A 15,663-nucleotide genomic window follows, 5' to 3' on the forward strand; every position below is an offset into this window, starting at 1 on the left:
CTCGAATTCAGATTCGAGCCCGTTTCCGAGGGGCCGTCCCGTGGGGCAACCCGGAGAACATTACGCACCGGGCCGCCCCACGTCAAACCGGCCTCGGCCGGGGACGAACGAGCGTCAGGGCTCGACGAGCGAGCGTCAGACCTCGACCACGACCGGCAGGATCATCGGCCGGCGGCGGTAGTTGTCCGCGACCCACTTGCCGATGGTCCGGCGGACCAGCTGCTGCACCTGGCGGGGCTCCAGCACGCCGTCACCCGCCGAGCGGTCCAGGGCCTCCTGGAGCTTGGCGACGACGGGGACGAACGCGTTGTCGTCGATGCCGGAGCCGCGGGCCTGGATGGTCGGGCCACCGATGATCTTGCCGTTGGTCGAGTCGACCGCGACGAAGACCGAGATGAAGCCCTCCTCGCCGAGGATCTTGCGGTCCTTGAGCGAGGCTTCGCTGATGTCGCCGACCGAAGCGCCGTCCACGTAGACGTACCCGGCCTGCACCTTGCCGACGATCCGGGCGACGCCGCCCTCAAGGTCGACGCAGACGCCGTCCTCGGCGATGACCACGCGGTTGCGCGGCACCCCGGTGGCTACGCCCAGCTCGGCGGCCGCGCGCAGGTGGCGCCACTCGCCGTGGACCGGCATCAGGTTGCGCGGCTTGCAGATGTTGAAGAAGTAGAGCAGCTCGCCGGCCGAGGCGTGGCCGGAGACGTGCACCTTGGCGTTGCCCTTGTGCACGACCTTGGCGCCCCAGCGGGTCAGGCCGTTGATCACCCGGTAGACGGCGTTCTCGTTGCCCGGGATCAGGGAGGACGCGAGGACGACGGTGTCGCCCTCGACGATGCGGATCTGGTGGTCGCGGTTGGCCATCCGGGACAGCGCGGCCATCGGCTCGCCCTGCGAACCGGTGCAGATCAGCACGACCTCCTTGTCCGGGAGGTCGTCCAGCTGCTTGACGTCCACGACCATGTTGCCGGGGACCTTCAGGTAGCCCAGGTCACGGGCGATGCCCATGTTGCGGACCATCGAGCGGCCGACGAAGGCGACCTTGCGCTTGTACTCGTGCGCGGCGTCCAGGACCTGCTGGATGCGGTGCACGTGGCTGGCGAAGGAGGCGACGATGATGCGCTTGTCGGCGTTGGCGAAGACGTTCCGCAGCGCCGCCGAGATGTCCCGCTCGTGCGGGATGAAGCCGGGGACCTCGGCGTTGGTGGAGTCCACCAGCAGCAGGTCCATGCCCTCCTCGGCCAGCTTGGCGAAGGTCGGCAGGTCGGTGAGGCGGCCGTCGAGCGGCAGCTGGTCCATCTTGAAGTCACCGGTGGCCACGACCATGCCGGCGGGGGTGCGGACGGCCACGGCGAGGGCGTCCGGGATGGAGTGGTTGACCGCGATGAACTCGCAGTCGAAGGGGCCGATGCGCTCGCGCTCGCCCTCCTTGACCTCCAGCACGTACGGGCGGATCCGGTGCTCGGCGAGCTTGGCCTCGATCAGGGCCAGGGTCAGCTTCGAGCCGATCAGCGGGATGTCCGGGTTCTCCCGCAGGAGGAACGGGACGGCGCCGATGTGGTCCTCGTGCCCGTGGGTGAGCACGATGCCGTCGATCTTGTCGAGGCGGTCCCGGATGTAGCTGAAGTCCGGGAGGATCAGGTCCACGCCGGGCTGCTCGTCCTCCGGGAAGAGGACGCCGCAGTCGACGATCAGGATGCGGCCGCCGTACTCGAAGACCGTCATGTTGCGGCCGATCTCGCCGAGGCCGCCGAGCGGAGTGATACGGAGGGCGCCCTCCTTCAGGGCCGGGGGCGCGCCGAGCTCGGGGTGCGGGTGGCTCAAAAGACTCTCCTCACGACGCACGCCATATGCCCGGGGTCCTCCCCCGGAGACATATGGCGTGCGTACTCAGTGTCGTTTTCCTACTGGGTCTGTGCTCTCGCGCCTTCGGTCCGGTCCAGCGGCGGACCCGGGGGTCCGGCGAGCCGGGGCGCGCACGTCTGTGTCTGCTTAGAGGTGTACCCCGCCGGCGGCGAGATCCTGCTTCAATCGCGCGATCTCCTCGGCCGTCGCGCCCACCAGCGGCAGTCGCAGCGGGCCGGCCGGCAGGCCCTGGAGTTCCAACGCCGCCTTGGTGAGGATCACACCCTGCGTGCGGAACATACCGCTGAACACCGGCAGCAGGCGCTGGTGCGCGCTGGTGGCCTTGACCACATCGCCGGCCAGGTGGGCCTCGATCATCGTGCGCAGCTCGCCGGCCACCACGTGTCCGACGACGCTGACCACGCCGACGGCCCCGACCGACAGCAGCGGCAGGTTCAGGATGTCGTCGCCGGAGTACCAGGCCAGGTCGGAGCGGGCGATCGCCCAGGCCGCGGCGCCGAGGTCGCCCTTGGCGTCCTTGTTGGCGACGATCCGCGGGTGCTCGCCGAGGCGGACCAGCGTCTCGTGGCTCAGCGCCACCCCGCTGCGGCCCGGAATGTCGTACAGCATGACCGGCAGCTCGGTCGCGTCGGCCAGGGCGACGGTGTGCCGGTACAGGCCCTCCTGCGGGGGCTTGCTGTAGTACGGCGTGACGGCCAGCAGGCCGTGCGCACCGGCGGCCTGCGCCTGCCGGGCCAGCTCGATGCTGTGGTGGGTGTCGTTGGTGCCGACACCGGCCACCACGTGGGCGCGATCCCCGACCGCCTCCACCACGGCGCGGACCAGTTGGGCCTTCTCGGCATCGCTGGTGGTCGGAGACTCACCTGTGGTGCCGTTGACGACGAGGCCGTCGTTCCCGGAGTCGACGAGGTGCGTGGCGAGGCGCTGGGCGCCGTCGAGGTCGAGTCCGCCGTCGGCGGTGAACGGGGTGACCATCGCGGTCAGGACCCGGCCGAACGGCGTCTGGGGGGTGGAGATCGGAGCCATGCGTCCAAAACTACTCGTAGGCGGTGGGGCGGTTTCCACACCGGTCCAGGGTTCGGACAGGGGCAGCGGCGATGAGCGGCGGGAACGGGCGGTGCAATGGGATTCCGGTGCTGCCCGCTCGGGGGTTCGGGCAGCACCGGAATCCGTGCTCACGAATGTAGGGAGCGGCTAGAAAAGCCGCAATCCAGACATGCCAGACACTCTGCCCATATGCCTGTCGTCCCAGGTCAGGGGGCGACTCGGCCGTGCTTCTCGAAGGCCGCATGGGTGAGCGGCATGAGCTGCGCCCACTGCTGCTCCATCTGCTCGGCGACCATCTCGATCTCGCGCTGCGGGAAGGACGGCACCGTCGCGTTGTCCCGCTTGGTCCGCAGCGACAGGAAGTGCATCAGCGAGCGCGAGTTGCAGGTCGCGTACATCGAGGAGAACAGGCCGACCGGCAGCACCGCGCGGGCCACCTCGCGGGCCACCCCGGCCGCCAGCATCTCCTGGTAGCGGGTGTAGGACTCGCGGTACGAGGCCTCCATCGCCTCGGTCGTGGTCCTGTGCTGCTCGGGCGTGCCCTCGTGGAACTCGTACTTGCCCGGGCGGCCCTGCTGGACCAGCTTGCGGTCCTCCGCCGGGACGTAGAAGACCGGGTGCAGCTCGCGGTAGCGGCCGGACTCCTCGTTGTACGACCAGCCGCTGCGGTGCCGGTGGAACTCCCGGAACACGAAGATCGGCGCACTGATGAAGAAGGTCATCGAGTTGTGCTCGAAGGGCGTGCCGTGCCGGTCCCGCATCAGGAAGTTGATCAGGCCCTTGGACTTCTCCGGGTCCTGCGAGAGCGCCTCCAGGGACTGCTCCCCCGCGGTCGAGACGCGGGCCGCCCAGATGACGTCCGAGTCGGCGGCGGAGCTGCGGACCAGCTCCACCGTCACGTCGCTGCGGAAGCTGGGGGCTGTCGGTTCGTCGCTCACGCGTTACTCCTTGCGGGTTCGGTGCTGTGCAGCTTGATGGCGTGCTGCATGGTCTTGCGGGCACGCGGGGTGTCCCCGGCGTCGGCGTAGGCCACGGCGAGGCGGAACCAGACCCGCCAGTCGCCCGGCGCGTCCTCGGCCTCGGCCTGCCGGCGCGCGAAGACCGCGTCGGCCGAGGCCCGGTCGATCCGCCCGCCCGTGCTGCGCTTGAGCTCGTCCACCGGCAGGCCGCCCTCGGCCTCCAGCTCCCGGGCGAGCCGCTCGCTGTCCCGGCCGAAGCGGACGGTCTGGCGCAGGAACCAGACGCCGATCACCGGGATGACGAAGGCGCAGACACCGATGCCGATGCCCAGCGGCTTGCCGGTGGCGATCAGCTGGACGCCCTCCCCCACGCAGAGCAGGGCGACCAGCAGCAGCACGCCGGACAGGACGAAGAAGCCGGTACGAGAGGTCATGTCACGCTCCCTGGAATCACCACGGTCACACGTCCAGGAAGTGTTCGAGGCCGAAGGTCAGCCCCGGCGTCCCGACGACCCTGCGCGCGCCCAGCAGGATGCCCGGCATGAAGCTGCTGTGGTGCAGCGAGTCGTGCCGGATGGTGAGCGTCTCACCGGTGTCGCCGAACATCACCTGCTGGTGGGCGAGCAGCCCGCGCAGCCGGACGGCGTGCACCGGCACCCCGTCCACGTCGGCGCCGCGCGCGCCGGGCAGGCTGTGGGTGGTCGGGTCCTGCTGCGGCGGGCGGCCGGCCTCGGCACGGGCGGCCGCGATCAGCTGCGCGGTCCGGGTGGCCGTGCCGCTGGGGGCGTCGGCCTTGCGGTCGTGGTGCAGCTCGACCACCTCGACCGACTCGAAGTACTTCGCCGCGATCTGCGAGAACTTCATGCCGAGGATCGCGCCGATGGAGAAGTTGGGCGCGATCAGCAGACCGAGTTCCGGGGCCTGGTCCAGCCAGCCGCGGACGGTGGCGAGCCGCTCGTCCGTCCAGCCGGTGGTGCCGGTGACCACGTGGATGCCGTGGTGCAGGCAGTGGTCGAGGTTGCCCATCACCGAGTCCGGATGGGTCAGCTCGACGACGACCTGTGCCCCGGCCTCGGTCAGCTCCTCCAGCGCGGACCCTCGGCCCAGGGCGGCCACCAGTTCCATGTCGGGCGCGGCCTCGACGGCCCTGACCGCCTCGGAGCCGATCCTGCCCTTGGCCCCGATCACGGCGACACGCAGCGTCATAGCGAAAGTCCTCTCACACCAGCAGCTCGGCGAGCTTGGCGGCCCGCTTGTCGTTGACCGGGCCGATCAGCGCCAGGGACGGCCGGTACGCGCCCAGCACATCACGGGCCACCTCGTGGACGTCCTCCAGGGTCACCGACGCGATCCGCGCCAGCATGTCGTCCACCGACAGGTGGTGCCCGTAGCTGAGCTCGGCCTTGCCGATCCGGTTCATCAGCGAGCCGGTGTCCTCCATGCCGAGCACGGTGGAGCCGGAGATCTGCCCGATCGCGCGCTGCAGCTCCTCCTCGGTGATGCCGTCGGCGACCACCTTGGCCAGCTCGGCGCGGCAGATCCGCAGCACCTCCTCGACCCGCTTGGGCTGGCAGCCGGCGTAGATGCCGAACAGGCCGCTGTCCGCGTACGACGAGGAGTACGAGTAGACCGAGTACGCCAGGCCGCGCTTCTCCCGGACCTCCTGGAACAGCCGGGAGCTCATCCCGCCGCCCAGGGCCGCGTTGAGCACGCCCATCGCCCAGCGGCGCTCGTCGTGCCGCGGCACCCCGGGCACGCCCAGCACCAGGTGGGCCTGCTCGGTGGACCGGTTGAGCACCTCGACCTTGCCGGCCGTCCGCAGCGCCTTGACGCCGCGGCGGGCCTCGGCGGGGGCCGCGTCGGAGCGGGCGAGCACCGGGGCGAAGGCCTGCTCGACCTGCTTGACCACCTTGCGGTGGTCGAGGTTGCCCGCCGCGGCGACGACCAGCTGCTCGGGGCGGTAGCGCCGGTGGTAGAAGCCGGCGATCTGGTCCCGGGTGAGCGTCCTGATGGTCTCCTGGGTGCCGAGGATCGGGCGGCCGAGCGGGCCGCTGCCGTAGATCACCTTGGCGAACAGGTCGTGCACCACGTCGCCCGGGTCGTCCTCGGCCATCGCCATCTCTTCGAGGATGACGCCGCGCTCGGCCTCCACGTCCTCGGTGCGGATCAGCGAGCCGGTGAGCATGTCGCAGACCACGTCGATGGCCAGCGGCAGGTCGGTGTCCAGGACCCGGGCGTAGTAGCAGGTGTTCTCCTTCGCGGTGAAGGCGTTCATCTCGCCGCCGACCGCGTCCAGGGCCGCCGAGATGTCCAGCGCGCTGCGCCGCTCGGTGCCCTTGAAGAGCAGGTGCTCCAGGTAGTGGGTGGCGCCGTTGAGCTGCGGGGTCTCGTCCCGCGAGCCGACGCCGACCCAGATGCCGAAGGTCGCGGAGCGCACCGTCGGCAGGGTCTCGGTGACGACCCGCAGGCCGCCGGGGAGGACGGTGCGGCGCACCGTGCCGGCGCCGTCGACGCCCTTGAGCAGGGTCCGGGTGGTGCCGGGACGCTGCTTTACCGCCGGGGCCTGCGCCACGGGGGGTACCTCCAGAGGAAACGCACGCGAGGAAGGCACGTGCGGACGTAAGCGTGTGGACAACGGGGTGCGGCCCGCACGCCGGGAGGCGTACGGGCCGCAAGGGGTCAGCTAGCGGCGCTTCACTCGGAAGCGGCCTCGCCGGCCTCCTCGCCCTCGATGACCGGGATCAGGGAGAGCTTGCCGCGCGGGTCGATCTCGGCGATCTCGACCTGGACCTTGGCGCCGACGCCGAGGACGTCCTCGACGTTCTCGACGCGCTTGCCACCGGCCAGCTTGCGGATCTGCGAGATGTGCAGCAGGCCGTCCTTGCCCGGCATCAGCGACACGAACGCGCCGAACGTCGTGGTCTTGACCACGGTGCCCAGGTAGCGCTCGCCGACCTCCGGCATGGTCGGGTTGGCGATCTGGTTGATCGTGGTGCGGGCGGCCTCGGCGGCCGGGCCGTCGGCGGCACCGATGTAGATGGTGCCGTCGTCCTCGATCGTGATCTCGGCGCCGGTGTCCTCCTGGATCTGGTTGATCATCTTGCCCTTGGGGCCGATGACCTCACCGATCTTGTCCACCGGGATCTTGATGGTGATGATGCGCGGCGCGTTCGGGGACATCTCGTCCGGGGAGTCGATGGCCTCGTTCATCACGTCGAGGATGTGCAGGCGGGCGTCCTTGGCCTGCTTCAGCGCGGCGGCGAGCACCGACGCCGGGATGCCGTTCAGCTTGGTGTCCAGCTGGAGGGCGGTGATGAAGTTGCGGGTACCGGCGACCTTGAAGTCCATGTCGCCGTACGCGTCCTCGGCGCCGAGGATGTCGGTCAGCGTGACGAAGTGGGTCTCGCCGTCGATCTCCTGGGAGATCAGGCCCATCGCGATGCCGGCGACGGCGGCCTTCAGCGGCACACCGGCGTTCAGCAGCGACATGGTCGAGGCGCAGACCGAGCCCATCGAGGTGGAACCGTTGGAGCTGAGCGCCTCGGAGACCTGGCGGATGGCGTACGGGAAGTCCTCGCGGGAGGGCAGCACGGGCAGGATGGCCCGCTCGGCCAGCGCGCCGTGGCCGATCTCGCGGCGCTTGGGCGAGCCCACGCGGCCGGTCTCGCCGACGGAGTACGGCGGGAAGTTGTAGTTGTGCATGTAGCGGCGACGCGTCTCCGGGGAGAGCGTGTCCAGCTGCTGCTCCATGCGGAGCATGTTCAGCGTGGTGACGCCCAGGATCTGGGTCTCGCCGCGCTCGAACAGGGCCGAGCCGTGCACCCGCGGGATGGCCTCGACCTCGGCGGCCAGGGTGCGGATGTCGGTGACGCCGCGGCCGTCGATGCGGACCTTGTCCGTGATGACGCGCTCGCGGACGATCTTCTTGGTCAGCGCGTTGTAGGCGGCGCTGATCTCCTTCTCGCGGCCCTCGAACTCGGGGAGCAGCTTCTCGGCGGCCAGCGCCTTGACGCGGTCCAGCTCGGTGTTGCGCTCCTGCTTGCCCGGGATGGTCAGGGCCTGGGCCAGCTCGTCCTTGACGGCGGCGGTCAGCGCGGCGAGGACGTCGTCCTGGTAGTCCAGGAAGACCGGGAACTCACCGGTCGGCTTGGCGGCCTGGGCGGCCAGCTGCGACTGCGCGGCGCAGAGGACCTTGATGAACGGCTTGGCGGCGTCGAGGCCGGCGGCGACGACCTCCTCGGTCGGCGCCTCGGCGCCGCCCTCGACCAGCTTGATGGTCTTGTCGGTGGCCTCGGCCTCGACCATCATGATCGCGACGTCGCCGTCCGGCAGGACGCGACCGGCGACGACCATGTCGAAGACGGCCGACTCCAGCTCGCTGTGGGTCGGGAAGGCGACCCACTGGCCGTTGATCAGCGCGACGCGGACGCCACCGATCGGGCCGGAGAACGGCAGGCCCGCCAGCTGGGTGGAGGCGGAGGCGGCGTTGATCGCGACCACGTCGTACAGGTGGTCGGGGTTGAGCGCCATCACGGTGACGACGACCTGGACCTCGTTGCGCAGGCCCTTGACGAAGGACGGGCGCAGCGGGCGGTCGATCAGGCGGCAGGTGAGGATCGCGTCCTCGGAGGGCCGGCCCTCGCGACGGAAGAACGAGCCGGGGATGCGGCCCGCGGCGTACATCCGCTCCTCGACGTCCACGGTCAGCGGGAAGAAGTCGAAGTGCTCCTTCGGCTGCTTGGACGCGCTGGTGGCCGACAGCACCATGGTGTCGTCGTCCAGGTAGGCCACGGCGGAGCCGGCGGCCTGACGGGCCAGGCGGCCGGTCTCGAAGCGGATGGTACGGGTGCCGAAGGAACCGTTGTCGATCACGGCCTCGGCGTAGAACACGTTCTCTTCCACCTGGAAGATCTCCTCTTTCGTACGTCTCCGGGAGAGCGTCCCCGCGCACTGCCTGTCGAGTGGCCCTGGGTGCCCTCGTCAGGGAGGGCGGCAGTCGGGCCGGTCTTCGATCGAAGCCTCCGGAGTGCCCCGCTCGGTCTGCGGGGGTTCCGACGGCCACTACCGAGGACCGGCGCCTCACGGCTGCCGGGCCGGGACGGGCGTTCCGCGTCTGGACGCTCTCTCGGATGCGGGCGGCTTCCGTTTGAAGCCTTCGTCCCGCGGGGGGGTTGGGGTCTGTCTGCCCGGGTGGCGCTCTGGTGCGCCATCACCCGGCATGCCCACAACCCTACGGTGCAATCCTCGGCCACCTGGGGAGGTGCGCGCGAGTTGTTATGTCAGGGCGCCGCGGCCAGACGGCCGCGGCATACGCGCGAGGGGCGGCTCCCCGGTGTGGGGAGCCGCCCCGAGCGGCGGTCTTAGCGGGCGCCACCGGCGGCACCGCGGCGGATGCCCAGGCGGTCGACGAGCGTACGGAAGCGCTCGATGTCCTTCTTGGCCAGGTACTGCAGCAGGCGGCGGCGCTGGCCGACCAGGATCAGCAGGCCGCGGCGCGAGTGGTGGTCGTGCTTGTGCAGCTTGAGGTGCTCGGTCAGGTCCGAGATGCGGCGGGAGAGCATGGCGACCTGGACCTCGGGGGAGCCGGTGTCGCCCTCCTTCTGGCCGAACTCGGCGATGATCTGCTTCTTGACGTCAGAGGCGAGAGCCACTGCAACTCCTTCGGGTGTACCGAGCGGTCCTGGTCGACAACACAGGACTCATCGAGAACTCGGTGTCGTGAGCGCGGCCGGCACTCTGCAGCCCACGGAGGGGCGGCGGACACACGGCTGCGCTCGAAGGCCAAGCGTACCAGTGCCGCCCACCCGGCCGTTCGGCGGCCCGGAGGGGTCGCGCGCGCTCCTCCGCGGAGCGGGGCCCGGGGGCGGCACCGGGGGCGGGCCTGGTCAGCCGGTGGCGCCGCGGACCAGCCGGTAGATGTCCAGGACGGCGAGCGCCAGCGGGACGAGCGCGATCAGGGTGAGGCTGTCGACCAGGTCCAGGATGCGCCCCCAGAACGGGGAGACGCCGAGCCGGGGCACCACCAGGGCGATCGCGACGAGCAGCGCGGCACCGAAGGCGATGCAGGCGGCCAGCCAGACGGTGCGCAGGTCGAGCTGGGTGGTGGAGCCCGCCACCCGCAGGAAGAACTGCGGGGTGTGCAGGGACAGTCCGACGATCAGCAGGCACAGGCCGAGCAGGCCCGCCACGGTCAGGCTGAGGACCTGCGCGGTGTAGCGGAACAGCCGGGCGCGCAGCATGGTGGCCAGGCCCAGGGCGAGGGCGAGCAGCTCGGGGAAGGTCTCGTCGGTGAAGCCGAGGACGGCGCAGGCGCCGACCACGACCGCGGCGCAGCCGCCGACCAGGCCGACCAGCACCTCGTGGCCGCGGCGGGCCTGGTGGGCGATCCTCTCGTACTGGACGGCCTCGGCGCGCTCGGCCTCCTCGTCGTAGTCGCGGCTGCGGGTGCGGGTCTGGCCGGGGGCGCTGAAGCCGACCGGCAGCCGGGCGAAGCGGGCGGAGAGGCTGGGCAGGAAGCCGACGGCGGCGACGGCGGCGACACCGGTGACGGCGGCGATGTGGCCGGCCGGGGTCCCGGGCATCAGGACGGCGGCGAAGGTGGCGAGCGCGCCGGCGGCGGCGACCAGGGCGGCGGCGACGAACACCGCGTCCTTCTCCGGCAGCAGGCCGGTCAGCAGCACGGCGACCACCAGGACGGCCACGCAGCCGGCCAGGAACTGGAGCCGGCCGGGGCCGTCCCACGGATGGGCGACGGCGATGACGCCGCTGCCGCCGATCATGGCGTGCGGCAGCGCGCCGAGGCCGAGCGCGAGGGCGGCGTGGGCGTCCTGGTAGACCCGGGCGCGCACACCGGCCAGCGCCGTGAGCACGACCGCGGTGACGCAGGCCAGGACGCCGGGCAGGCCGTGCATGTCGTGGCGCAGGTCGGAGAACCAGAGCGCGAAGCCGAGCAGGGTGAGCAGCACCCCGGCGCCGATCAGGCCGAAGCCGCGCATCAGTTCGGCGGACCAGAACCGGCGGTCGGCCTCGACGGCGCTGGCGATGGCGTCGGCGACGTCGTCGTAGACCGCGGGCGGGAGGGACTCGGCGAAGGGGCGCAGCGCGAGCAGGTCGCCGTCGCGGACCTGCTGCGCGGCCAGCGGCAGGCCGCTGTCGAGGACGGTGCCGTCGCGGCGGACCAGGTGGAAGCCGGTGGGGGTGCCGTCGGGCTGGCTCTGGTTGGCCAGCCGCAGCACCTCGGGGTAGACGTCCGCGAGCGGGACGTCCTCGGGCAGGGCGACGTCGATGCGGCGGTCCGGGGCGACGACCGTCACCCGGCAGTAGCCGGTCGCGGCAGCAGCACTGCTCATGCTCCGGCCTCGCTTCGCCCGGCAGGCGCTCCGCACAGTGCGCGGCGTTCGATGAGGAGCCCGCTCCGCTCGCTCATGAGCCGCACCTCGTTCCTTCGACGCACGTGGCGCTCCCCCTTGTTGACGGTGCCGAGGCACGGCGGCGCTCGGTGTGGCTGTGGAACCGGCCCGACCGGGCCGCGAATTGGCGCGGCGTTACCCTACCCGCTCGGTTGGTGACCGGGGCCTGGCGGGCGGTGCGGGAGCGACCGTTAGGATCGGCGCCTGCGCAAAGGTACGGGGGCTGCGCTGTGTGGGGCGTCCTCAGCCGCCGGATTCCCGTACGGACCGTACGCAGTCGCGTGAGGGCTGATGCCGAAGTGATCGATCGACGCCACGGGGTGGATGACACATGGGTGTGATCACGGTCAAGCGACCGGCCAGGGCCTATCCGCCCACCGTGCCGGACGAGCCGGTGGAGCTGGTGAGCCCGCCCGAACTGCCTCGGCAGGGCGGCGAGGACTGGCTGATGAGCATCCTGCCGATGCTCGGCATGGGCGGTTCGGCGGTGTTCTTCTTCTCGCCCGGCGCGGCCGCCCCGATGAAGATCATGGGCGGTCTGATGATCGCCTCGACGGTCGGCATGGTGCTGGCCCAGATCGTGCGGGCCCGCAAGGGCGGCTCGACCGCGATGGCGGACGAGCGCCGCGACTACCTCAAGTACCTGCAGCAGACACGCCGCCAGGTGCGCCGCACGGCGGAGCGCCAGCGCGGCGCGCTGCTGTTCCTGAACCCGGCGCCGGACCAGCTGTGGTCGATCGTCGAGGACGGCCGGCGGCTGTGGGAACGGCGCACCGCGGACGGCGACTTCGCGCAGATCCGGGTGGGCCTCGGACCGGTGCAGCTGTCCACGCCGCTGGTGGCGCCGCAGACCGCGCCGATGGACGAGCTGGAGCCGCTGTCGGCGGCCGCCATGCACTCCTTCCTGAAGGCGCACGGCACCCTGCACGACCTGCCGCTGGCAGTGTCGCTGCGGGCGTTCTACCACATCACGGTGTGCGGCGACCCGGACTCGGTGTACGGCAACGTGCGGGCGATGATCGCCCAGTTGACCACCCTGCACTCGCCCGACGACCTGCTGGTGGCGGTCGCGGCGGCTCCCGGCGCGGCCGAGGAGTGGGAGTGGACCAAGTGGCTCCCGCACAACCAGCACCGCAAGGAGGCCGACGGCGCGGGTTCGCGCCGGCTGTTCGCCGCGGACCTGGGCGACCTGGAGTACCTGCTGCAGGACGAGCTGGCCGGGCGTCAGCGCTTCGTCCGGGACGCGTCGCCCTCGGCGGACCAGCCGCACCTGGTGGTCGTCATGGACGGCGCCGGGGTGCCGCACGACTCGCTGCTGGCGAGCCCGGAGGGCGTGCAGGGCGTGACCGTCATCGAGGTGGTCCCGGGCGAGGTCGACGAGCCCAGCGGGCACCTGATGGTGACGGTCAACGCCGAGGAGCTGGTGCTGCGTTCGGCCTCCGGCGCGACGTACACCGGCAAGCCGGACCTGCTCTCGGTGTGGCAGTCCGAGGCGCTGGCACGGCAGTTGGCGCCGTACCGGGTGTCGGCCGGCGGGGACGACGAGCCGCTGCTGTCCAACCTGGACTTCACCGACATGATGAGCTCCGGGGACCCGGGCTCCTTCGACGCGAACCGCAGCTGGCGCCAGCGCGCCCAGCACGAGCGGATGCGGGTGCCGATCGGCGTCGGCGCCAACGGCGAGCACGTCTACCTGGACATCAAGGAGGCCGCGCTGGAGGGCATGGGCCCGCACGGCCTGTGCGTGGGCGCGACCGGCTCCGGCAAGTCGGAGCTGCTGCGCACCCTGGTGCTGGCGCTGGCGATGACGCACTCCTCGGAGATCCTGAACTTCGTCCTCGCCGACTTCAAGGGCGGTGCGACCTTCTCCGGCATGGCGGACATGCCGCACACCTCCGCGGTCATCACCAACCTGGAGGGCGAGCTCACCCTGGTCGACCGCATGCGCGACGCGATCGAGGGCGAGCTGCACCGCCGCCAGGAGCTGCTGCGCTCGGCCGGCAACTACGCCAACATCCACGAGTACGAGCGGGCCCGGGCCGCCGGCGCGGCGCTGGACCCGCTGCCCTCGCTGGTGCTGATCATCGACGAGTTCTCCGAGCTGCTCACCGCCAAGCCGGACTTCATCGAGATGTTCATCCAGATCGGCCGGATCGGCCGGTCGCTGGGCGTGCACCTGCTGCTGGCCTCGCAGCGCCTGGAGGAGGGCAAGCTGCGCGGCCTGGACACCTACCTCTCGTACCGGATCGGCCTGCGCACCTTCTCCGCGGCGGAGTCGCGGGCGGCGATCGGCGTGCCGGACGCCTACCACCTGCCGCCGGTGCCGGGCGTGGGCTACCTCAAGTTCGGCGAGGACGTGATGGACCGGTTCAAGGCCGCCTACGTCTCGGGGCCGTACCGGGCGCCGGGCCAGCAGCGGTCGACCGGCGGGCGGCGGGTCGCCGCGCGCCCGGTGGAGTTCACCGCGGCCTTCGTGGAGCTGCCGGACCCGGTGGAGGAGGAGGCGCCGCCGGTGCCGGAGCAGGACGACGCGCTGGTGGACACCGTGCTGGACGTGTTCGTCCAGCGGATGTCCGGCCAGGGCCCGGCCGCGCACCAGGTGTGGCTGCCGCCGCTGGAGGAGGCGCCGAGCATGGACCACCTGCTGCCGCCGCTGCAGGTCGCGCCGGAGCGCGGGCTGACCGCCACCGGCTACCCGGTGGGCCGGCTGCGGGCGCCGATCGGCATCGTGGACAAGCCGCGCGAGCAGAAGACGGACATCCTGGAGGTCGACTACGCGGGGGCGGCCGGCCACGGCCTGGTCGTCGGCGGCCCGCGTTCGGGCAAGTCGACCGTGGTGCGCACCACGGTGGCCTCGTTCGCCCTCACCCACACCCCGCTCGAAGTGCAGTTCTACCTGCTGGACTTCGGCGCGGGCAGCTTCGGGTCGCTGTCCGGGCTGCCGCACGTCGGCGGGGTGGCCGGGCGCCTGGACGTGGACAAGGTGCGCCGGATGGTCTCCGAGGTGCACGGGGTGATGAACCGCCGCGAGGAGCTGTTCCGGGTCGCCGGGATCGACACCATCGGCACCTACCGGGCCCGTCGGGCGGCCGGGCAGCTGCCGGACGAGGCCTTCGGCGACGTGTTCCTGGTGATCGACGGCTGGAACACCTTCAAGCAGGAGTTCGAGGGCCTGGAGCCGGTGATCGGCGACATCGCCCAGCGCGGCCTCGGCTACGGCGTCCACCTGCTCATCACCGCGGCCCGGTACGCGGAGGTCCGCCCGGCGCTGAAGGACCTGCTGCAGAACCGCACCGAGCTGAAGCTCGGTGACGCGATGGAGTCCGAGGTGGACCGCCGGGCGGCGCAGAACGTCCCGCCGCTGGCCGGCCGCGGCATCACCCCGGAGCGGCTGCACTTCCTGTCCGGCCTGCCGCGCCTGGACGGCTCCTCCGGCGTGGACGACCTGCAGGAGGGCGTGTCCGGGCTGGTCGCGGCGATCGGCGGGGCCTGGAGCGGGCCGCGCGCCCCGCAGGTGCGGATGCTGCCGGCCGTCCTGGACGGGAACTCGCTGCCGAAGGGCTTCGAGCACCCGGAGCGCGGTGTGGCCTTCGGCGTGGACGAGGCGGAGCTCGCGCCGGTCTTCGTCAACTTCGAGACCGACCCGCTGTTCGTCGTCTTCGGCGACACCGAGTCCGGGAAGTCGGCGGTGCTGCGGATGCTGATCAAGCAGATCACCGAGCGCTACACGCCGGACCAGGCGGGCATCGTGGTCGGCGACTACCGTCGCGCGCTGCTGGGCGCGGTGCCGGCGGAGTACCTGGTCGAGTACGCGGCCGCGCAGCCGGCCATGTCGGCCGTGGTGGAGATGCTGCGCGGGGCCTGCTCCCGCCGCCTGCCGGGCCCGGACGTCACCGCGGAGCAGCTGCGCAACCGCAGCTGGTACAGCGGCAAGGACATGTTCGTGATCGTCGACGACTACGAGCTGGTCGCGACGGGCTCGGGCAACCCGCTGGCGCCGCTGGCCGAGTTCCTCCCGTTCGCCCGGGACATCGGCCTGCGGGTGATCGTGGCCCGCAGCGCGGGCGGTGCCGGGCGCTCGCTGTACGAGCCGGTGATGCAGCGCATCCGCGAGCTGGGCGGCCAGGGCGTGATCCTCTCCGGGAACCGGGACGAGGGCGCGCTGCTGGGGACGGTCAAGCCGCAGGCGCTGCCGCCGGGCCGCGGGGTGTACGTGTCGCGCCGCGCGACCAGCGGGCAGATGGTCCAGACGGGCTGGCTGCCGGTGGCCTAGCCGGGCCGGCCGTCACGGACGGTGAGCGGAGGGGTCGGACTCGGGCGAGTCCGGCCCCTTCGTCGTCCCAGGTGCTGAAACGTTACCTAGATCTTTCCGGGCGGGTGCTGCG

At 71.5% G+C, this 15,663-nt stretch carries 10 protein-coding genes; 1 reads left to right on the plus strand and 9 read right to left on the minus strand.

What is annotated here, in order from left to right; all coding sequences use genetic code 11:
* Positions 1 to 135 precede the first annotated feature (135 nt).
* The 9 genes from ACIRST_RS33845 to eccD all read right to left on the minus strand — a co-directional run bounded on the left by ACIRST_RS33845 (position 136) and on the right by eccD (position 11,218).
* Positions 136 to 1,821: a ribonuclease J gene (locus ACIRST_RS33845; RefSeq protein ID WP_402807237.1), complete on the minus strand. Its 1,686-nt coding sequence runs from the start codon at positions 1,819 to 1,821 to the stop codon at positions 136 to 138.
* Positions 1,822 to 1,989: 168 nt separating this feature from the next.
* Complete coding sequence (gene dapA / locus ACIRST_RS33850) at positions 1,990 to 2,889, minus strand: 4-hydroxy-tetrahydrodipicolinate synthase (protein WP_402807239.1); 900 nt, start codon at positions 2,887 to 2,889, stop codon at positions 1,990 to 1,992.
* Positions 2,890 to 3,116: 227 nt separating this feature from the next.
* Positions 3,117 to 3,848, minus strand: coding sequence for an FAD-dependent thymidylate synthase (thyX, locus tag ACIRST_RS33855; RefSeq protein ID WP_402807241.1), 732 nt, complete (start codon positions 3,846 to 3,848; stop codon positions 3,117 to 3,119).
* Complete coding sequence (locus ACIRST_RS33860) at positions 3,845 to 4,303, minus strand: tetratricopeptide repeat protein (protein WP_350525441.1); 459 nt, start codon at positions 4,301 to 4,303, stop codon at positions 3,845 to 3,847. Before ACIRST_RS33860 ends, thyX begins: the two co-directional genes overlap by 4 nt.
* A 25-nt stretch (positions 4,304 to 4,328) precedes the next feature.
* Positions 4,329 to 5,075, minus strand: a complete 747-nt coding sequence (dapB, locus tag ACIRST_RS33865) for a 4-hydroxy-tetrahydrodipicolinate reductase (protein WP_350525442.1) — start codon at positions 5,073 to 5,075, stop codon at positions 4,329 to 4,331.
* Positions 5,076 to 5,088: 13 nt separating this feature from the next.
* A complete protein-coding gene (locus ACIRST_RS33870; RefSeq protein ID WP_350525443.1) occupies positions 5,089 to 6,441 on the minus strand; it encodes a pitrilysin family protein in 1,353 nt (450 codons plus the stop codon).
* Positions 6,442 to 6,563: 122 nt separating this feature from the next.
* The gene (locus tag ACIRST_RS33875) at positions 6,564 to 8,771 is read right to left on the minus strand and encodes a polyribonucleotide nucleotidyltransferase (protein ID WP_402807244.1); all 2,208 of its coding nucleotides are present in this window, start codon (positions 8,769 to 8,771) and stop codon (positions 6,564 to 6,566) included.
* Between the two features lie 458 nt (positions 8,772 to 9,229).
* Positions 9,230 to 9,520, minus strand: coding sequence for a 30S ribosomal protein S15 (gene rpsO, locus ACIRST_RS33880; protein WP_030245440.1), 291 nt, complete (start codon positions 9,518 to 9,520; stop codon positions 9,230 to 9,232).
* 234 nt (positions 9,521 to 9,754) lie between these two features.
* A complete protein-coding gene (gene eccD / locus ACIRST_RS33885; protein WP_350525445.1) occupies positions 9,755 to 11,218 on the minus strand; it encodes a type VII secretion integral membrane protein EccD in 1,464 nt (487 codons plus the stop codon).
* A gap of 391 nt (positions 11,219 to 11,609) precedes the next feature.
* Between eccD and eccCa the strand changes: the two genes are divergently transcribed.
* A complete protein-coding gene (gene eccCa / locus ACIRST_RS33890; protein WP_402807247.1) occupies positions 11,610 to 15,551 on the plus strand; it encodes a type VII secretion protein EccCa in 3,942 nt (1,313 codons plus the stop codon).
* Positions 15,552 to 15,663 lie beyond the last annotated feature (112 nt).

The sequence above is a fragment of the Kitasatospora sp. NPDC101447 genome (assembly GCF_044767225.1).
GTDB lineage: Bacteria > Actinomycetota > Actinomycetes > Streptomycetales > Streptomycetaceae > Kitasatospora.